The 17,563-nt window shown below is 69.8% G+C and carries 18 protein-coding genes and 2 pseudogenes; 13 read left to right on the top strand and 7 right to left on the bottom strand.

Annotated features, from left to right (window positions below; genetic code table 11):
- Positions 1 to 42: 42 nt before the first annotated feature.
- Together NRF20_RS21040 and NRF20_RS21045 are read left to right on the top strand one after the other, a co-directional pair.
- Positions 43 to 1,131, top strand: coding sequence for an NlpC/P60 family protein (locus NRF20_RS21040; RefSeq protein ID WP_413753083.1), 1,089 nt, complete (start codon positions 43 to 45; stop codon positions 1,129 to 1,131).
- Between the two features lie 330 nt (positions 1,132 to 1,461).
- Positions 1,462 to 2,859 carry a PP2C family protein-serine/threonine phosphatase gene (locus NRF20_RS21045; RefSeq protein ID WP_398630074.1) on the top strand — a complete coding sequence of 466 codons (1,398 nt, stop codon included), beginning with the start codon at positions 1,462 to 1,464 and terminating at the stop codon, positions 2,857 to 2,859.
- On the opposite strand, the gene NRF20_RS21050 is transcribed toward NRF20_RS21045, so the two are convergent.
- The 3 genes from NRF20_RS21050 to NRF20_RS21060 all read right to left on the bottom strand — a co-directional run bounded on the left by NRF20_RS21050 (position 2,841) and on the right by NRF20_RS21060 (position 4,460).
- Positions 2,841 to 3,176 (bottom strand): DUF2516 family protein, encoded by a 336-nt coding sequence (locus NRF20_RS21050; protein ID WP_093899684.1) that lies wholly within the window; start codon positions 3,174 to 3,176, stop codon positions 2,841 to 2,843. The two genes, NRF20_RS21045 and NRF20_RS21050, sit on opposite strands and share 19 nt — an antisense overlap.
- Before the next feature lie 120 nt (positions 3,177 to 3,296).
- Positions 3,297 to 3,929, bottom strand: a complete 633-nt coding sequence (locus NRF20_RS21055) for a hypothetical protein (protein ID WP_413753084.1) — start codon at positions 3,927 to 3,929, stop codon at positions 3,297 to 3,299.
- A 27-nt stretch (positions 3,930 to 3,956) separates the two neighbouring features.
- Positions 3,957 to 4,460, bottom strand: a complete 504-nt coding sequence (locus NRF20_RS21060; protein WP_398630072.1) for a helix-turn-helix domain-containing protein — start codon at positions 4,458 to 4,460, stop codon at positions 3,957 to 3,959.
- A gap of 80 nt (positions 4,461 to 4,540) precedes the next feature.
- On the opposite strand from NRF20_RS21060, the gene NRF20_RS21065 reads away from it, so the two are divergent.
- Positions 4,541 to 6,175 (top strand): HEAT repeat domain-containing protein, encoded by a 1,635-nt coding sequence (locus NRF20_RS21065; protein WP_413753085.1) that lies wholly within the window; start codon positions 4,541 to 4,543, stop codon positions 6,173 to 6,175.
- A gap of 172 nt (positions 6,176 to 6,347) precedes the next feature.
- On the opposite strand, the gene NRF20_RS21070 is transcribed toward NRF20_RS21065, so the two are convergent.
- Together NRF20_RS21070 and rox are read right to left on the bottom strand one after the other, a co-directional pair.
- Positions 6,348 to 6,668: a hypothetical protein gene (locus NRF20_RS21070; RefSeq protein WP_398630070.1), complete on the bottom strand. Its 321-nt coding sequence runs from the start codon at positions 6,666 to 6,668 to the stop codon at positions 6,348 to 6,350.
- Positions 6,669 to 6,966: 298 nt separating this feature from the next.
- Positions 6,967 to 8,406, bottom strand: a complete 1,440-nt coding sequence (rox, locus tag NRF20_RS21075) for a rifampin monooxygenase (RefSeq protein WP_398630069.1) — start codon at positions 8,404 to 8,406, stop codon at positions 6,967 to 6,969.
- A gap of 891 nt (positions 8,407 to 9,297) precedes the next feature.
- Here rox and NRF20_RS21080 point away from each other — a divergent pair.
- The 5 genes from NRF20_RS21080 to NRF20_RS21100 all read left to right on the top strand — a co-directional run bounded on the left by NRF20_RS21080 (position 9,298) and on the right by NRF20_RS21100 (position 13,804).
- Entirely contained in the window at positions 9,298 to 9,654 is a 357-nt protein-coding gene (locus NRF20_RS21080; RefSeq protein WP_266359319.1) for a VOC family protein, read from the top strand.
- Positions 9,651 to 10,142, top strand: a complete 492-nt coding sequence (locus NRF20_RS21085) for a pyridoxamine 5'-phosphate oxidase family protein (protein ID WP_398630067.1) — start codon at positions 9,651 to 9,653, stop codon at positions 10,140 to 10,142. The genes NRF20_RS21080 and NRF20_RS21085 overlap by 4 nt, the downstream gene beginning before the upstream one ends.
- A gap of 155 nt (positions 10,143 to 10,297) precedes the next feature.
- Positions 10,298 to 12,682, top strand: coding sequence for an ATP-binding cassette domain-containing protein (locus NRF20_RS21090; protein WP_413753086.1), 2,385 nt, complete (start codon positions 10,298 to 10,300; stop codon positions 12,680 to 12,682).
- 224 nt (positions 12,683 to 12,906) lie between these two features.
- Positions 12,907 to 13,377: a helix-turn-helix transcriptional regulator gene (locus tag NRF20_RS21095; protein ID WP_398630065.1), complete on the top strand. Its 471-nt coding sequence runs from the start codon at positions 12,907 to 12,909 to the stop codon at positions 13,375 to 13,377.
- A 10-nt stretch (positions 13,378 to 13,387) separates the two neighbouring features.
- Positions 13,388 to 13,804: a VOC family protein gene (locus NRF20_RS21100; protein ID WP_382228072.1), complete on the top strand. Its 417-nt coding sequence runs from the start codon at positions 13,388 to 13,390 to the stop codon at positions 13,802 to 13,804.
- Between the two features lie 184 nt (positions 13,805 to 13,988).
- On the opposite strand, the pseudogene NRF20_RS21105 reads toward NRF20_RS21100, so the two are convergent.
- Positions 13,989 to 14,168 (bottom strand): annotated as a pseudogene (locus tag NRF20_RS21105) (sigma factor); the annotation flags it as partial.
- Positions 14,169 to 14,433: 265 nt separating this feature from the next.
- On the opposite strand from NRF20_RS21105, the gene NRF20_RS21110 reads away from it, so the two are divergent.
- Entirely contained in the window at positions 14,434 to 15,057 is a 624-nt protein-coding gene (locus NRF20_RS21110; RefSeq protein WP_398630063.1) for a hypothetical protein, read from the top strand.
- Positions 15,058 to 15,134: 77 nt separating this feature from the next.
- Positions 15,135 to 15,839 (top strand): alpha/beta fold hydrolase, encoded by a 705-nt coding sequence (locus NRF20_RS21115; RefSeq protein ID WP_413753087.1) that lies wholly within the window; start codon positions 15,135 to 15,137, stop codon positions 15,837 to 15,839.
- Here the strand turns inward: NRF20_RS21115 and NRF20_RS21120 are convergent.
- On the bottom strand, positions 15,822 to 16,100 hold the full coding sequence (locus NRF20_RS21120; RefSeq protein WP_398630242.1) for a hypothetical protein: 279 nt from the start codon (positions 16,098 to 16,100) through the stop codon (positions 15,822 to 15,824). The two genes, NRF20_RS21115 and NRF20_RS21120, sit on opposite strands and share 18 nt — an antisense overlap.
- On the opposite strand from NRF20_RS21120, the pseudogene NRF20_RS21125 reads away from it, so the two are divergent.
- From NRF20_RS21125 to NRF20_RS21135, 3 genes and pseudogenes are all read left to right on the top strand, one after another.
- Positions 16,075 to 16,437, top strand: a pseudogene (locus NRF20_RS21125) (MFS transporter); the annotation flags it as partial. The gene NRF20_RS21120 and the pseudogene NRF20_RS21125 sit on opposite strands and share 26 nt — an antisense overlap.
- Positions 16,438 to 16,513: 76 nt before the next feature.
- The gene (locus tag NRF20_RS21130) at positions 16,514 to 17,035 is read left to right on the top strand and encodes a DUF2199 domain-containing protein (RefSeq protein ID WP_398630061.1); all 522 of its coding nucleotides are present in this window, start codon (positions 16,514 to 16,516) and stop codon (positions 17,033 to 17,035) included.
- Positions 17,028 to 17,531 (top strand): hypothetical protein, encoded by a 504-nt coding sequence (locus NRF20_RS21135; protein WP_398630060.1) that lies wholly within the window; start codon positions 17,028 to 17,030, stop codon positions 17,529 to 17,531. The genes NRF20_RS21130 and NRF20_RS21135 overlap by 8 nt, the downstream gene beginning before the upstream one ends.
- Positions 17,532 to 17,563 lie beyond the last annotated feature (32 nt).

A 17,563-nucleotide genomic window follows, 5' to 3' on the forward strand; every position in this document is an offset into this window, starting at 1 on the left:
AAGTTACTGACGGTAAATCAGATTCATTCGGAGGGGGATCTTGTGAACCGACGTCACGTTGCCGCAGCCGCGATCACTCTGGTCTGCGCGTTGACCGTACTCACCGCGCCGGTCCAGGCTTTCGCCGCGCCCGCACCCCCCTCCCCCCCGGTGACGCAGCCCGACACCCGGTCCGGTTCCGGGTCGAAGACGCCGAAGAAGAGCCTCGAAGAGGTACGCGAGGAGATCGACGCCCTCTACCGCAAGGCCGGGTCGGCCACCGACGCGTACAACCTCGCCGAGGAGCAGGCCAAGAAGCAGTCCGGCGAGATCGTGAAGCTGGCCAGGGCCATCGTCGAGGGCCAGTCGAAGATCGCCGAGCTCAAGAGCCAGGCCGGCGCCCAGGCCCGCGAGCAGTACCGTACCGGCGGACTGCCGCCGGGCGCCCAACTGATGCTCAGCGACGACCCGCAGCTGTTCCTCGACGGGGTGAGCCGGGTCAGGGAGGGCCAGCAGGCCGCCCAGGGCGTCCTCGGCGAACTGACCAGGACCCAGCAGGACCTGGAGACGTACACCCAGGACGCGAGCACCAACTGGGAGAAGCTCGAAGCCAACCGTCTCAAGCAGGCCGAGGCCAAGAAGAAGATCAACGCGCAGATCGCCGCGGCGAAGAAGCTGGAAGACCAGTTGGAGAAGAAGGAGCGGGCCCGCCTGCTCAAGCTGGAGCAGGCGGCCGAGTACAAGCTGCAGACGGCCTGGCTCAGCTCCGGCGCCCTGAAGGACATCAACCGCGAGGCGAGTGCGAGCGGCAAGAAGGCGGTGGCCTTCGCGACCGAGCAGATCGGCAAGCCGTACGTCTGGGGGGCCGAGGGCCCCCGTTCGTACGACTGCTCGGGGCTGACGTCACAGGCCTGGGTGGCGGCGGGCCGGCCGATCCCGCGCACCTCGCAGGAGCAGTGGCGGCTGCTGCCCCACATCGCCATCAAGGACATGCGCCCCGGCGACCTGATCATCTACCACGGCGACGCCAGCCACGTGGGCATGTACATCGGCGACGGCGCCATCATCCACGCCCCCCGCCCCGGCCGGAACGTCACACTGGCGGGCGCGGGCTCGATGCAGATCCTCGGCGTGGTCCGTCCGGACAAGTAGGGGGCGCTGCCCGGACGGGCAGATCAAGCCCGTCCGGCGAGCAGGGACGAAGCGCCCGCCGGGACGCCCCACGGCACCCCCCACGGGAGTGACCCGCGCCACCCGCCCCCCGCCATCCCGCGTGACCTTTGTCATGCCCCGGCACCCGCCCCACCCCCGCACATCTCGCCGGATCCGTGACCTGACGCGGCTTATGGCGGTGCATATGACAGCCGGCAATTGCGGAACGCCATTCCGTTCCCCCACCGCGGACCGCTATGGTCCCCGTCTGGCGGATCGTCGATCGTCGTTCCGCCGCGCCCTCGGGGGGAGGGAAGGAAACCCGAACCGATGCCCGTACCCGTACCGCAGCAGCGCGCCGTTTCCGCTGCGGAGACCTCCCACGGCGCCGACCTGACCCTCCTGGTGATCGAGAACGACCCGGCGGGCACCTTCACCGTCCCCGAGCTCCCGGCCGCAGCCGGCACGCGGGTCCGTATCCGCACCGCCCGCAACCTGACCGAGGCGGGCCGGCTCCTCACGGACGACGTGGACTGCATCCTGCTGGACCTGGCCCTGCCGACCGGCAGCGAGGCCCGCTCCGCCCCCGCCGAAGGGGCCGACGAGCTCGCCACCCTCAAGCACGTCCTGCGGATCGCCCCGCGCCACGCCGTCCTCGCCCTCACGGCGGAGGACGACACCGAGCTGGCCGCCGAGGCGGTACGGGTCGGCGCCCAGGACTACCTCTTCCGCGGCGAACTCGACGGACGGCTGCTCAGCCGCGCCATCAGTTACGCCGTCGAACGCAAGCGCGCCGACGTCGCCCAGCACCAGCTCACCGAGTCCCGGCTGCGCGCCCAGGAGAACGCCCGCCTCGAACGCGGCCTGCTCCCCACCCCGCTGCTCGAAGGCTCCGATCTGCGCTTCGCGGCCCGCTACCGCCCCGGCCGCAGCCGCGCACTGCTCGGCGGGGACTTCTACGACACGGTCCGTACGCCCGACGGCACCGTCCACGCGATGATCGGCGATGTCTGCGGGCACGGCCCGGACGAAGCGGCGCTCGGCGTCGAACTGCGCATCGCATGGCGGGCGTTGACACTGGCCGGGCTCTGCGGCGACGAACTGCTCTCCACGCTCCAGCAGGTCCTGGAGCACGAGCGGGAGAGCGAGGAGATCTTCGCGACGCTCTGCACCGTCGACATCACCCCCGACGGCCGCCGCGCCGGCCTCTGCCTGGCGGGCCACCCCGCCCCGCTGATCGCCCGGCACGGACAAGCCGCGCACCTTCTCCCGTACGAGGACGGCGGCCCGGCCCTGGGCCTGCTGCCGCGTAACGCCCTTCCCCAAGCTCTTCGAGCAGGGGATACCCCATGGCCTCGCCGTCAGGTGGATCTCGGCGGCTCCTGGAGCCTGATGATGTACACGGACGGGCTGATCGAGGGACGCGTGGGGCCGGACGGCACTCAGCGGCTCGGCCAGGACGGCATGGTCGCAATGATCAACCGCCAGCTGACTCAGGGGCTCACCGGCGAGGATCTCCTGGAGGCCGCAGTCACCCAGGTGCGGGAGCTGAACGGCGGCGAACTGACCGACGACGTCGCGGTCCTGCTGCTCGACCGCGACCAGGAACACATCCGCCGCCGGGGCCTGAACGCCAACCGGGGCCGGAGCATCCCGCGCCCCCGCCCCCAACCGGCATCACCCACGGCCCCGGCAAACCCTGCGAGCGCTCAGCGCCCGCCGTTGTAGGGCCCGTACGGCCCGTCGCTGCTGGAGCCACCGCGCCGGCCGCCGCCACCCGAGACCGCCCTCAGCGCGGGCCGTACGTCCACCAGGAAGACGATGGACGCGACCGCGCCCGCAAGCTGCAGGAACAGCATCGGCACGAAGAGATTCACGGCGACGGTGATACCGAGGATGATCAGCCAGAAGGACTTCTTCTGCTTGTCCGCGGCCCGGTAGGCGTCCTCACGGGCCGTCGCGGCCAAGAACAGTGCGACCACGGCCAGGACGAGCATGACCATGTAGAGCAGCCAGACGAGTGTGCTGAATCCTGTGAGCAACATGGTGCACCGCCTAATAAGTGGATGAGCGCCTCGCGGCCAAGGTACCGGGACAACGCGCCGGGCACCCCGAAAGATGCCCTGCCCGCGCCCCGGTACACACTCCGGCTGTGAGCCGAGGCCCTACTTCGCGGTCGGCGGAGTGGTCTTCTTCGCGGCGGGCTTGCGCACGGACGCCTTCTTGGCGGGCGCGACCGGGGCCTTGCTCTCCGGCTTGACGGTCTTCGGGGCGGGCGACGCCTTTGCCGGCCCCGGCTTGGCGGCAGGCTCCGTCTTCGCGGTGCCCGTCGGCTTGGACTCCTTGCGCGGCTCGACGACGACGGCGATCTCGACGATCTCGTCGGCCGTCTCACCACGCCAGGTCCGCACGGTCTGCTCGCCGCGCTCGGCAACCTTCTCGTACGTCTCCCGGGCCCGCACCGCGTACTCCGCGGCCACGCCCAGACTGCGCAGCGCCAGGTCCTGGGCGCTCTCGCCCAGCTTCCGCAGATCGCTGTCGAACGACCCGATCACCTCGGTGACCTTGGCCTGCACGGTGGCCTGCGCCTCCTTGGCCTGCGAGGTCACCTTCTCCTGCATGGCCTTGGGGTCGGTGTTGCGCACGGCCTCGATACGCTCCGGCGCCTCGGCACGCAGCTGTTCGATCAGCGCCGGGACCTTGCGCGCCTGCTCGACGGCGATATCGGCCGTACCTGCGGCGAAGTAGAGGGGGGTCGGGTCGGTGAGGGTCTTGCGCAGGTCATCGGTGATGGCCATGACTGTGGTCCTCCCGGATCATCAGACTCAGTGTGAGGGTTTTGAAGGCTTTGAAGCTGTGCCGGCATCGCTGCCGCCGGCCGTGCGGGGGGCGTCGGCACCGGGGCGGCCGTCCGCACGGGCCCCCGATCCGGACTCGCCGCCGGTCTCCGATCCGGCTTCGGCGCCGGACCCCGGTCCGGGCTCGAAACCGTTCTCCTTGCGGAAGGAGTCGTAGATCTGCAGCAGAACATTCTTCTGCCGCTCGTTTATGGACGGATCGGCCAGGATCACCGCCCGTGTCTCCAGCTCATCCCGCTCCCGCTCATCCAGAATCCCGGCCCGTACGTAAAGGGTCTCGGCGGAGATCCGCAGCGCCTTGGCGACCTGCTGCAACACCTCGGCGCTCGGCTTGCGCAGCCCGCGCTCGATCTGGCTGAGGTAGGGATTGGACACCCCGGCGGCATCGGCGAGCTGCCGCAGCGACAGCTGCGCATTGCGCCGCTGCTCGCGCAGATACTCACCGAGATTGCCGACGTTGAGTGATGCCATACGTCGATGGTGCGCCACCCTTGCTAACTTTTGCAAGCACCTGCTTGCAAAAGTGCGCCACACCACTCGCATGGCCCTCTGTGAGGCTGTTGGACGACCCCGAGCCGGAAATCCGGCGAGCCGCAGCCGACGTGGTCGGGGCCTGCGACAGCCCTGGTGAACTGGTTCTGCCTGGGTTGCTGCGGTCCTGGGAAGCGGAGGATGATCCGTCGACCCGCCTTGAGCTGGTTCTCGCCTTGGGTCAGGCTGCTCTGCGCGCACCGGCCGGCGTACGCGCCGCCGAGGTCTTCGACCTGCTCCATGAGCTGCTCGACGCTCCACAGGACCAGATCCGCCTGGCGGCGGTGCACGCACTCGCCCCGCGCGATCCGGGCCTGCCCACACGACGGCTGGACCTCATACTCGAAGCGGTCCGGGACCCGAGCGTCGAGCTGTGGCGCCACACCAGCTCGCTACAGACCGGAGTGCTGGGTGTACAGCACTGGACCGCGGGACTGATCACCGGGCCGGATCCCACCTTCACGCTCGGCCTGCTGGCGGACCATCACGACGACGAACAGCGGATCGGCGCCCTGGCCCAGGCGGGCGGACTGCTGTCCCAGTGGCGCTCACCGGCCGCTGAACTCGTTCCACGTCTCGTCGCACGGCTGGACGATCCCGCCCCCGAAGCCCGCTTCCGGGCGGCCGAGCTGCTGGCCTGCCTCGGCCCGGCGACCGCCGCCCACGCCGACGAGGTCGCCACACTCCTCTCCGACACCGCCGCCCGCACCACACGTAAACGGGAGACCGTCGGCGAGGCCGCCCTGTGGGCCCTGGCCCGGATGAACGATCCGCGCTGCCTGCCGGGCCTGATCGAACTGATCGCCGGCACACGCTCTGGCTTCGCATCGGCTTCCGCCCACTACCCCGCCACAGATCTGCACCATGTCGTCCTCCCCGCACTCCATGAGTTGCTGGGCTACCTCCCGGACCACGCCGAGCTGCTCCTTCCGTCGATCTGCGACCAGCTCGACACCGCCACGGATGACCGCCTGCTCAACCGGATCTGCGACGTACTCGCGGACTGGGGACCCGTGGCAAAGGCAGCGGTTCCACAGCTGCTCGGCCTGCTGGAGGACGACCGGACCTGGATGGCGGCGGCGAAGGCCCTGGCAGGGATCGGCTTGGCGGGGAACGGAGCACGGGACCTGCTCCTGTCCCGATCGCGTGCCGCCGGACCGCACACGGAACTCGCGGCTTGGGCGTACTGGAGAGTCGGCGGCGAACCTGGGCCGGCCCTGGAAGAACTCGGACGCAGCGTTGAGGAGCGAAGATTCCGCCATCCCGCCCTGCGCAAGCTCGCCGGCCTCGGATCGCATGCCGCCCCCTACGCGGACCGGCTCAGGGCGCTGACAGCCGACACCGACCCCTGGACTCGCGTCGAGGCAGCGCACGCCCTGTGGGCTGCAACCAGCGACACCGAGACCGCTGCCCCGGTGCTCACGACGGCCGTGCTGGATCTGACCAAGGGCACCAACCTGCCCGTCATGCTTCCCGCACTGGACCACCTGGCCAAGCTCGGGCAGGCAGCCCAACCTGCCGCGCACCTCTTGCGCGACGTGCCTGCCCGTGACCAGCGGCTGCGTACCAACGGCGGCTGGCGAGGCTTCGTCCAGGACGAGAACATCCGCACCGCCGTCAGGGAGCTGCTCAGCGCCTCCGGCCCATCCGCGTGAGGTCTAGATGCGGGCCCTGGCCGGACCGTGCAAGAGCAGACTCCTCAGCGATGGCAAGCACCGGTTGTTCAGGCGGATCACGTTGGCGCTGCGCGGGTCCGCCTTCGTCGACGCTGCGAGGAGCTGTTGGATGACCTGCCCCGCTGTCGGTCGGTCGTACCCCAGAAACCGTTCAGCGATCGCCAGGACGGCAGCACCCCTGGATCCGGCCCGTGCTGACCAGGTACTCCGACCCAGGACGGTGGCGCTGTGCGCGCCGCCACGAGAACCAGCGCACCGAACCCCGTCCCGCGATCGGGACCTCGGCCAGATTCGCCACCGGACTGACCACCTCACCGCCGGCGTACCGCCAGGTCGCCGTCCAGCGGCGTGTCCACCCCTCGCGCTGATCAAGGTCTCCACGTCCGCTGTCGACCACGGTGGGCAGGAGCAGGTCCTCCCAGCTGCACCGATGCGACCACAGCTCGCCCCGCTCGACCCCAGCAGCCCACACGATCACCACCCCCTGCCGCTCACCAGCAGCACCACTCAATCGGCCTCGGCTGATGAACGGCAGGGATCTTCGAAACTGGCGCCAACAAGATCGAGCAATGAACGCATGCGATAAGTAGAGCGAGCTTTCCGCGCCAACCAGAGCTGCGAACCCTTCGCGGAACCGCAGGTCGGGCCACCTGCCTGATGCCAACTATCGCAAGCAGTCACACCTCTGCGCCTGAGCACGACAGCAGGACACCTGTCGTGTGTCTCACGCGATCACAACGGCCCACCCTTTTCGGGCCACAACTGCGCGCTCAGCCGACGGCAGCGCCGAACCACTTGGGCAGCCGGCTGAGCAGATCCTGCTGCTCTTCACCGACCCACGCCACGTGACCGTCCGGCCGCAGCAGTACCGCCGGGACGTCCAGTTCCTCGCTGACGTCGACGACGTGGTCGACCCGGTCTGCCCAGCCCGCCACCGAGAGCCGGCCGGTCTGGTCGAGCAGCAGTCCGCGGCCGCCGTGCATCAGCTCGTAGAGACGCCCCTGCTTCAGCTTCACGTCCCGCATCCGCCGGCCGAGCAGTTCATGGCCCTCGCCGAAGTCGTAGCGGACCCCGACAGCGGTGATCATCTCGGTCACGTACCGGTTCACCTCCTCGAAGTCCATCAGCTTGGAGAACAGCTCCCGCAGCGCGGTCACACCCGGCTCGGTCCCCAGCAGCGTGATCTGCGCGCGGGTGTTTTCCAACACGCGGGCGCCCACCGGGTGCCGTTCGGCGTGGTAGCTGTCCAGCAGCCCCTCCGGCGCCCAGCCGTCGACCGCGGCGGCCAGCTTCCAGCCGAGGTTGAACGCGTCCTGCACGCCGAGGTTGAGCCCCTGCCCGCCGGTCGGCGGGTGGATGTGCGCCGCGTCGCCGGCCAGCAGCACCCGGCCGACCCGGTAGCGCTCGGCCTGCCGGGTGGCGTCGCCGAACCGGGACAGCCAGCGCGGCGAGTGCACGCCGAAGTCGGTGCCCGCGACCGCCCGCAGCCGCTGCTTGAACTCCTCGAGGGTCGTCACGGTCGCACGGTCCTCGGCCACGCCGTCGGCGGGCACGATGATGCGGTACGTCCCGTCCCCGTTGGGGATGATGCCGAACCGCAGTTGGGTCTTGCGGACTTCCGCGACGACGGCGTCGACCGTCACCGGATCCTCGGTCATCTCCATGTCGCCCAGCAGCGTCTCGACCTTGGCGGGCTCGCCGGGGAAACCGACACCGAGCAGCTTGCGCACCGCACTGCGGCCGCCGTCGCACCCGACGAGGTAGCGCGAGCGCAGGTGCGTGCCGCCCGCCAGCTCGACGGTCACCCCGGCCCCGGCCCCGTCTTCGGCCTGACTCAACCCGACCACTTCGCAGCCGCGCCGGATCTCGGCACCGAGTTCGAGCGCACGCTCATGGAGCAGCCGCTCGGTGACCGGCTGCAGGGTGGAGAGGCCGTAGGGGTGCGCCGTGTCCAACCGGTCCGGCCACGGCTTCATGATGCCGCCGAAGAAACCGCCGACCTGGAACTTCTCACTCACCGCGAGGAACCGGTCCAGCAGGCCGCGCTGGTCCATCATCTCGACACTGCGTGTGTGCAGGCCGCGCCCGCGGGACTCCCCGGTCGGCTCGGTCAACTTCTCCAGCACGACCACGTGCACTCCGGCCAGCCGCAACTCGGCGGCCAGCATCAAGCCGGTCGGTCCGCCGCCGACCACGATCACGTCAATCATCAAAACGCCCATTCAACGAGATTGGATTTCGGCCAGCTGCTCCGCGCGGTCCGGCGGCACGCACGCCCGCGCCTGCGCGCCGAGTCCCCGCAACCGCACCGCGAGTCCCACCGGCGGTTCGACGTCCCGCGTGGCCCATGGACCGACAACAGCACGCGTACTTCGCGAATCCCTGATTTCCGCAGGTTCTGGCCTCGGCCGACGATTCTGCGGCACGACCCGGGCCTTGCCGCAAGCCCCCCGGTGCGCTATACCTTGAGAGTGGCAAGGAGTGGGCAACCTCCTTGCCTTTGCTTTTTTCCGTCCGCTGTGGACGGACAAGCTCCTCCCGAAGCGGTGACGCGCCGCGTACGGCGATGTCGGAGGGCCGGCAGGAGTTCCGGCCGACCCGCGCATCCAACGACAGTTGTCGCGCTCGGCGGCCCATGAATCCCCTGGTAGCCGTACAGGGCTGACGACTCCTGTCGTGCTCAGTCACGGCCCTCCCCACCACCGGCCGCGCTCGGTCATCGGCCCCTGGATGCGCGACGCGCGACGGCGGGGGTCCCGTCGTGTGCCGCGGAACAGGTGACAGAACGATCAGGATTCGAGAAGCGCCTGCCCCCGAGCCGCAGCTAGCGTGACGCCATGGACATCGCCCTTCACGCGAGCTTCCTCCCGCACGACGTCCCGGACGCATCGCCGGCCCTCTGTCGCAACCGCCCGGAGGCGGTCCCGGTGGGTCCTCCTTCTCTTGCGGGCTGGGCTCGGTCAAGGCGAACGGCCAACGGCCAACGGCCAACGGCCAACGGCGAAATCCACATCCGAAGCGATCGGGCTGTCGAATTCAGCACTTCCCGTTCGTCTTCGAGCCAGAAAATCCCGACCGGACCCACGACTTCAGGAGTGACCATGACCGGCTCTTCCACCCAGGGAATCAAGACCGTGCTGCATCCCGTTTCCGATCTGGCAAGGGCCAAGGAGGTGTACGCCGCCCTGCTCGGCGTACCGCCGCAGGCCGACGAGTCCTACTACGTCGGCTTCGAGGCCGCGGGCCAGCACATCGGTCTGGTGCCGGGCGGTGGACAGCAGGGCATGACCTCACCGGTGGCCTACTGGCACGTGCCGGACATCGAGGCGAAGCTGGCCGAGGTGACCGCCGCGGGTGCCACCGTGAAGGAGCCCGCACACGACGTCGGTGGCGGCCGCCTGGTGGCCACCGTCACCGACCCCGACGGCAACGTCCTCGGGCTGCTTCAGGACCGATGACTGCCGCCCCCCGCTCCCGCGCTCAGCGCCGTCGCGACACCGAGCATCGGCTCACCCACGACATCGATACCTGGGTGGCCAGTGCCTCGGCGGACGGTGCGCCGTACCTGGTACCGCTGTCCTTCGACTGGGACGGCGAGTCGCTGCTGATGGCCACGCCGACGGACAGCCCGACCGGCAGGAACCTGGCCGCCACCCGAACCGTTCGGCTGGGGCTGGGCCACATCCGCGACGTGTCCATGATCGAGGGCGAAGTCGAGGTCCTCGAGATCGACGAACTGCCGGCAGCAGCGGGTGACCGGTTCACCGCGCGCACCGGCTTCGGCCCTTCCCCAAGCTCTCAACTTCGTTCGAGCAGGGGAGACCCCATTGCGCCGGCCACCCCGTACCGCTGGTTCCGCATCTCCCCATGCCGCATCCAGGCCTGGCGCGAGGTGAACGAGCTGCCCGACCGCGAGCTGATGCGCGACGGCCGCTGGTTGGTCTGACGCCTCGGCGCGCGCCGCGTGGCCGGGGCCCGGAGGCTCCACGGGCCGGAGCGAAGAACAACCACACATACGCTCGAAGCTGGTCGGATCGAGCCAGGCGACGCCGACGGAGACCGCGAAGGCGGCCCCGCCCAACAGATGGAGACACGATGAGCATGGCCACGAGGACGGACACGCAGTCGCCTGCGCCGCACGTTGCCGACAGCCACGATCTGATCCGCGTGCACGGCGCGCGCGAGAACAACCTCAAGGACGTCAGCATCGAGATCCCGAAGCGCCGGCTGACGGTGTTCACCGGAGTCTCCGGCTCGGGCAAGAGTTCGCTGGTGTTCGACACGATCGCCGCGGAGTCGCAGCGGATGATCAACGAGACCTACAGCGCCTTCGTGCAGGGCTTCATGCCGACGCTGGCGCGGCCCGAGGTCGACGTACTCGACGGGCTGACGACCGCGATCATCGTCGACCAGCAGCGGATGGGTGCCGACCCACGCTCCACGGTCGGCACCGCCACCGACGCCAACGCGATGCTGCGCATCCTCTTCAGCCGGCTCGGAAAGCCGCACATCGGCCCGCCCGGTGCGTATGCCTTCAACGTCCCCTCGGTCCGGGCGAGCGGTGCCATCACCGTCGAGCGCGGCGCCAAGAAGGCGGTGAAAGCGACCTTCAACCGCACCGGCGGCATGTGTACGCGCTGCGAGGGCCGGGGCACCGTCTCCGACATCGACCTCACCCAGCTCTACGACGACTCCAAGTCGCTCGCCGAGGGCGCGTTCACCATCCCCGGCTGGAAGTCGGACAGCTTCTGGACCGTGCGGGTCTACGCCGAGTCGGGCTTCCTCGACCCCGACAAGCCGATCCGCAAGTTCACCAAGAAGGAGATGCAGGACTTCCTCTACCGTGAGCCGACCAAGGTGAAGGTCGAGGGTGTGAACCTCACCTACGAGGGGCTGATCCCCAAGATCCAGAAGTCGTTCCTGTCCAAGGACAAGGAGGCGATGCAGCCGCACATCCGGGCGTTCGTGGAGCGTGCTGTCACCTTCGCCACCTGCCCCGAGTGCGATGGCACCCGGCTCAGCGAGGGGGCCCGGTCGTCGAAGATCGAGCGGATCAGCATCGCCGACGCCTGCGCGATGCAGATCAGCGACCTGGCCGAATGGGTCCGCGGCCTCAAGGAGCAGTCGGTGGCGCCGCTGCTCGACGCACTCCAGCGCACCCTGGATTCGTTCGTGGAGATCGGGCTCGGCTACCTCTCGCTCGAGCGGCCGGCGGGCACGCTGTCGGGTGGCGAGGCGCAGCGCGTCAAGATGATCCGGCACCTCGGCTCCTCGCTCACCGACGTCACCTACGTCTTCGACGAGCCGACGATCGGGCTGCACCCCCATGACATCCAGCGGATGAACGACCTGCTGCTGCGGCTGCGGGACAAGGGCAACACGGTGCTCGTCGTGGAGCACAAGCCGGAGGCGATCGCGATCGCCGACCACGTGGTCGACCTCGGCCCCGGCGCCGGTACGGGAGGCGGCACCGTCTGCTTCGAGGGCACCCTCGAGGGGCTGCGGGCCAGCGGCACCGTCACCGGCCGTCATCTCGACGACCGGGCCGCTGTCAAGGAGACGGTGCGCAAGCCCACCGGCACCCTGGAGATCCGCGGCGCGACAGCGAACAACCTGCAGAACGTCGACGTCGACATCCCACTCGGGGCGCTTGTCGTCGTCACCGGCGTCGCCGGCTCCGGCAAGAGCTCGCTCGTGCACGGATCGATCCCCGCCGGCGAGGGTGTGGTCTCGATCGACCAGGGCGCGATCCGCGGCTCGCGACGGAGCAATCCGGCGACGTACACCGGACTGCTCGACCCGATCCGCAAAGCGTTCGCGAAGGCCAACGGCGTGAAGCCGGCGCTGTTCAGCGCCAACTCCGAGGGCGCCTGTCCCACCTGCAACGGCGCCGGCGTCATCTACACCGACCTGGCGATGATGGCCGGCGTCTCCAGCCCCTGCGAGGAGTGCGAGGGGAAGCGGTTCCAGGCATCGGTGCTCGAATACCACCTCGCCGGTCGCGACATCAGCGAGGTGCTCGCGATGTCGGTGGCCGAGGCCGAGGAGTTCTTCGGCGCCGGCGAGGCGCACACGCCGGCCGCGCACAAGATCCTCGAACGGCTCGCCGACGTCGGGCTCGGCTACCTCACCCTCGGCCAGCCGCTGACCACCCTGTCCGGCGGCGAGCGGCAGCGTCTCAAGCTGGCCACACACATGGCCGAGAAGGGCGGCGTCTACGTCCTCGACGAGCCGACCACGGGCCTCCACCTCGCCGACGTCGAGCACCTGCTCGGACTGCTCGACCGGCTCGTCGACTCGGGCAAGTCGGTCATCGTCATCGAGCACCACCAGGCGGTCATGGCACACGCCGACTGGATCGTCGACCTCGGCCCCGGAGCCGGCCACGACGGCGGCCGGATCGTCTTCGAGGGCACACCCGCCGACCTCGTCGCCGCCCGCTCCACCCTCACCGGCGAACACCTCGCGGCCTACGTCGGCACCTGACCGAGGCTCTCGCGGAGGCCGCGGGACGAGTTCTCTCATCTGTTCCGACTCGTCCCACTCGGCTGATGACGAGAGGTGTTCGAGCAGGAAGAGCGAGACCGACCGCCTTGGGGAGCACCCGAGGGCTTCGGCGATGACTGCCGCGGACGCAAGCCTCACGGCAGTCATCGCTGAGCCGGTCGCTCGGCTCGCCCTCGGTCGACTCCGGCTCCGGGGCGTCGTTCATGCTTCATCACCGGCCTCGGGAGCTGTGTGAAACTGGTCGGGTGAGACGGCAGAACCTCGACGACCTCGTCCGGCTGCGGCGGGCCCGCGATCGGATGGACCGTGACTACGGCGAGCCGCTCGACGTCCCGGCGCTGGCGCGTGACGCCCTGATGTCGCCGGGCCATTTCTCCCGCAGCTTCCGCGCCGCTTTCGGCGAGTCGCCCTACAGCTACCTGATGACCCGCCGCATCGAGCGGGCCAAAGCGCTGCTGCGGCGCGGCGACCTCACGGTGACCGAGGTCTGCTTCGCGGTCGGCTGTACGTCGCTGGGGTCGTTCAGCTCGCGCTTCACCCAGTTGGTCGGTGAGAGTCCGAGCGCCTACCGGGCCCGGAGCCATGACCATGGCGCCGCCATCCCGGCATGCATGGCCAAGATCCATACGCGGCCGGTCAGGAACGGTGCAGCGAGCCCCGCCACCGAGCCGTAGCGTGAACGGCATGGAGATCAGCCTTTCCCAATGCTTCATCGCCGTCGACGACCACGACAAGGCGATCGCCTTCTACCGCGATGTGCTCGGCCTCGAGGTACGCAACGACGTCGGGTTCGAGGGGATGCGCTGGGTGACCGTCGGAGCGCCCTCGCAGCCGGATGTGAACATCGTCCTGGAGCCGCCCGCCGCCGACCCGAACGCCTCACCGGCCGACAAACAGGCCATGGCGGAGCTGATGGCCAAGGGCATGCTGCGCGGCGTCATCTTCGCGACGGACGACTGCGACGCCACCTTCGAGCGCATCAGCGCCGCGGGCGGCGAGGTGCTGCAGGAGCCGATGGACCAGCCCTACGGCGTCCGCGACTGCGCGTTCCGCGACCCTGCCGGCAACCTGTTGCGCTTCAACCAGCCCCTCGGGAAGTGAGCCCTCGGCGGGACCTGTGCGGTGGGCGCCCGGTCGGTGGTGACGCCGATCGCGACGGCGCGTCCGTCAGTGCTGGTTGACGCTGGGGCCGCCCCTACCGAGATCCTCGCCCGGCGCACCCGTATCGGCGAACTCCTCGGTCGGATCAGCGACCCGTTCTCGTGGCCGATGACCGGGCGGGCATGAGCACGTCGAGCGGTTCCTCACGCCGGTGCTCGCGCGGGCGCAGCATGTTCAGACACAGGCACGCCACCACCGTCGTCAGCCACGCGCCCAGGTTCTCCACGCTGCCGGAGTCCGCACGGCTCAGTCGCAGCCAGGCTTCCTGAACGGCGTCATCGGCCTCGCTCACCGATCCGAGCATCCGGCAGGCCGCCGCTCACAGACGAGTCCGATGTTCCTCGAACCGCTCGGCCGACGACGCGCGCTCGTCCGCCGTGTCACATTCCTCGGTGGTACGTGGACTTTCGCGTGGCGCGGTCATGGGAGCGGCGGGGTGGCCCGAGGTGGTCCGGGGTGGTCCGGGTCGGTCCGCCCGTTTCCGCCCGGCCGACCGCGCGGACAGCCCGGCAGGATCTCAACTCTGGGTAATGTGTGCGGAAATATCCCCATGCCGGAGACGGGTCCCCATGGATGATGACGACGGCACCCACGCCGCAGACGCAAGCGCAGGCGACGGCACAGCCCCCACCCCCAGCCGCACGCGTGGCGGCCGCAGGGCCTCGGTGGTGCCGAAGACCGCCGTGATCGCGGGCGGCGGAGCACTGGCGGTCTGGGAGCCCGCTTTCACGCTCGGCGCCTACAACGTCATCTTCTACTACCAGCTGCTCACCCTCTGGGCGGTGTCGACTGCCGTACTGCTGGCCGGTCTGCTGATGCGCGAACGCGGGCCGCGGCACGGCTGGGTGTACTGGGCCTGCCTGGCCCTGCCCAGCGCGTGGCTCGGTCTGGCCGCCATCGTGCCGCGCAGCGGCAACTGGCAGGGCGAGGCGCTCTTCGTGGTGGGCGGCGTCATCAGCATCATCGGCACCCCGCTGCTGACCTGGGTGCTCCTGCAACTCCTGCTGTTCGGGGAATCGGAGCTCTCCGTACGCCAGCGAAGGATGGTCATCGGCGTCGTCGCGTTCGTCGGTGGGCTCGCCTTTGTGCTCGGCGAGTTCAACGATGTCTTTCTCACCTGCGGGGACTTCGACATCAGCGGCAACAGCGTCCCTTCCGGGTGCAGGCCGGGCCACGCCTCCCCGCTCGGCTGACCCGGGCTCGGATGCGCTCCCGCCGTACCTGGGCAAATCCGGGGCGAGTGGTGGGGCCGCCGCGCTAGGTTGCCACCATGGCTGAATTCGTACTGGTGGCAGGCGCGTGGCTCGGATCGCGGGCGTGGGACGAGGTGGTGTCGGAGTTGCGTACGGCCGGGCACGGCACCCACCCGGTGACGCTGTCCGGCCTCGCCGAGAAGCAGGGCGTGCAGGCAGGGCAGCAGACCCACGTCCGGGACATCGTCGACGAGGTGGAGCGCCACGATCTCCACGACGTCGTCCTGGTCGGGCACAGCTACTCGGGCATCCCGGTCGGCCAGGCCGCCGAGCGCATCGGTGACCGGCTGGCCCGTGTGGTGTTCGTCGACTCCGAGATTCCGGTCGACGGCGAATCGTTCGCCTCCGGCTGGTGGGCGGGCCGCGAGGCACTGGAGGCCTCGATCGCCGGGAACGGCGGCTTCTGGGCGCCGCTCACCGCCCCCGACTTCGACGGCCAGGGCCTCACCGACGAGCAGGTCACCCGGATCGTGGGCGGCTCGACACCGCATCCGGGCACCACGCTGACCGAGCCGGCCGTACTGGCACGCCCGCTCGGCGAGCTCCCGGCGACCTACATCAAATGCCTGCTCGACGGCGACGAGCCGAACGGCGACGTGGCCAAGCTGCTGGCCGGCAGCGAGCATTGGGAACTGGTCGAGATGGACACCGGCCACTGGCCGATGTTCTCCCAGCCGCGCGAGCTGGCACGGATCCTGCACCGGTCAGCTGTGGAATCCTGAGCCCAGGACCGGGGTGGCACGCCCGGGGCCGGGGTGGCCACGCCCCCGTCCCCATCCGCGGCGGCGCTTGGGCCTGGGCGGCGGCCCGTATGCCTGCACCAGGGCGTTGCGCACGGCGACGCGTCCGACCGCCCGGAACGCCCCCGGGCGGGTGCCGGCTTCGTGCACCTTGATGCGCTGCGGAACGACCGCCACCGCGACGACGGTCCCGGACTCGCGGTCGGCAAGGTCGGCCGTACCCGTACATGCGCATGACGTCACCGATCTGCTCCCCGTGATGCTGCTCGCCGCGGACTTCGGGCTCGCTCTTCCCGCACTGACCGCGCTCGGCATGTCGGGGGCGGGGGACGGCGATGCCGGACTCGCATCCGGACTGTTCAACACCACGCAGCAGATCGGCATGGCCATCGGCGTCGCGGTGCTGTCCACGCCGGCGACCGCCCGCACCGACACCCTGCTCGTGGACGGCCTCGGCCGCGCCGAGCCGCTGACCGGGGGCTACCACCTGGCCTTCGCCGTCGGTACGGGGCTCCTCGTGGCCGCGTTCGTCATCGCGTTCGGGATGCTGCGGCGCCCCGGGCGCGAGCCCGACGCCTGAGCCCACACCCGTACACCCCCGTGCAGGGCCCGGATCACCCGCCACCCCCGGGAGCGCAGGGCCTAGGATCCCGCCCATGGCTATCGACCCCGGCTACATCTGCTCCTGCTGCGGCGAACACCACACGGAACTCCCGATGGGGTACTCGACCATGGCACCCGACGTCTGGGACGCAAGCCTGGAGAGCGATCCCGACAGCATGCTCTCCTCCGACCAGTGCATCGTCAGACACCAGCACTACTTCATCAAGGGCCTGATCGAGATACCCGTCCTCGGCAGCGAGGAGCCCTTCTCCTGGGGCGTCTGGGTCTCTCTCAGCCGGGAGAACTTCGCCCGTGCCCTCGATGTGTGGGAGACCCCCGGCCGAGAGTCCGAGCAGCCGTACTTCGGCTGGCTGAGCACCGAGTTGGGGCTGTACTCGCCGCGCACGACGAACCTCAAGACGAACGCCCACACCCGCCCGATCGGCCTGCGCCCCCGGATCGAGCTGGAGCCCACCGACCACCCCCTCGCCGTGGAACAGCGCACCGGCATCACGCGCGACCGGGTGCGGGAGATCGCCGAAGCGGTGCTGCACGCCGAGGACGTCCGTGCCTGAGCGACACCGCCGGGTGCGCCCTGCCGTGGCGGTGACGGGTGCGGCAGTGCTCGCGACCTTCACGCTGGTGGCGGTACGCATGTCCGTCGGGACGCCACCGGAACGGCCCCGCGCCCGGCAGGTCACCGAGCAGGAGGTCACGGCCGTCGCCGCCGGGGCCGGGGTGACGAGGTCGCCCGACCTGGTCGTCGGCGTCATGAAGAGCGGCAGGGGCGCGAAGGAGGAATCCGCCGTCAGGTGTTCCTTCGCCTGGGGGCGCTACACGGAACCGGAGAAGCGGAAGGCGAAGCCGAAAGGATCCTTCGCCGGTGCCGTTGCCGCGCTGGAGGCGGCCGGCTGGCGGGTGAGTGACCGCTCCGAACGGGAGACGTTCGTCTACGCGACCCTCAAGAAGAGCGGATGGACCTTGAACGTCACCGGCAGCGGGCCCCCGCCGACGTACAGCGATTCGATCGTGTTCACGGGCAGCGCCGAAGACTGCCGCCCGTCCGAATAGCCCCGGACGCCGACGCGGACACCGCCCGTCCA

Source organism: Streptomyces sp. R-74717, from assembly GCF_047305335.1.
Lineage (GTDB): Bacteria > Actinomycetota > Actinomycetes > Streptomycetales > Streptomycetaceae > Streptomyces > Streptomyces atratus.

Coding starts and splice junctions, on each gene's coding strand:
- NRF20_RS21055 (WP_413753084.1), bottom strand. CDS start 3,929: ATGGCCATCACCGATGACCTGCGCAAGACCCTCACCGACCCGACCCCC.
- NRF20_RS21080 (WP_266359319.1), top strand. CDS start 9,298: ATGACCGGCTCTTCCACCCAGGGAATCAAGACCGTGCTGCATCCCGTT.
- NRF20_RS21045 (WP_398630074.1), top strand. CDS start 1,462: ATGCCCGTACCCGTACCGCAGCAGCGCGCCGTTTCCGCTGCGGAGACC.
- NRF20_RS21130 (WP_398630061.1), top strand. CDS start 16,514: ATGGCTATCGACCCCGGCTACATCTGCTCCTGCTGCGGCGAACACCAC.
- NRF20_RS21060 (WP_398630072.1), bottom strand. CDS start 4,460: ATGGCATCACTCAACGTCGGCAATCTCGGTGAGTATCTGCGCGAGCAG.
- NRF20_RS21110 (WP_398630063.1), top strand. CDS start 14,434: ATGGATGATGACGACGGCACCCACGCCGCAGACGCAAGCGCAGGCGAC.
- rox (WP_398630069.1), bottom strand. CDS start 8,406: ATGATTGACGTGATCGTGGTCGGCGGCGGACCGACCGGCTTGATGCTG.
- NRF20_RS21090 (WP_413753086.1), top strand. CDS start 10,298: ATGGCCACGAGGACGGACACGCAGTCGCCTGCGCCGCACGTTGCCGAC.
- NRF20_RS21100 (WP_382228072.1), top strand. CDS start 13,388: ATGGAGATCAGCCTTTCCCAATGCTTCATCGCCGTCGACGACCACGAC.
- NRF20_RS21050 (WP_093899684.1), bottom strand. CDS start 3,176: ATGTTGCTCACAGGATTCAGCACACTCGTCTGGCTGCTCTACATGGTC.
- NRF20_RS21115 (WP_413753087.1), top strand. CDS start 15,135: ATGGCTGAATTCGTACTGGTGGCAGGCGCGTGGCTCGGATCGCGGGCG.
- NRF20_RS21095 (WP_398630065.1), top strand. CDS start 12,907: ATGCTTCATCACCGGCCTCGGGAGCTGTGTGAAACTGGTCGGGTGAGA.
- NRF20_RS21085 (WP_398630067.1), top strand. CDS start 9,651: ATGACTGCCGCCCCCCGCTCCCGCGCTCAGCGCCGTCGCGACACCGAG.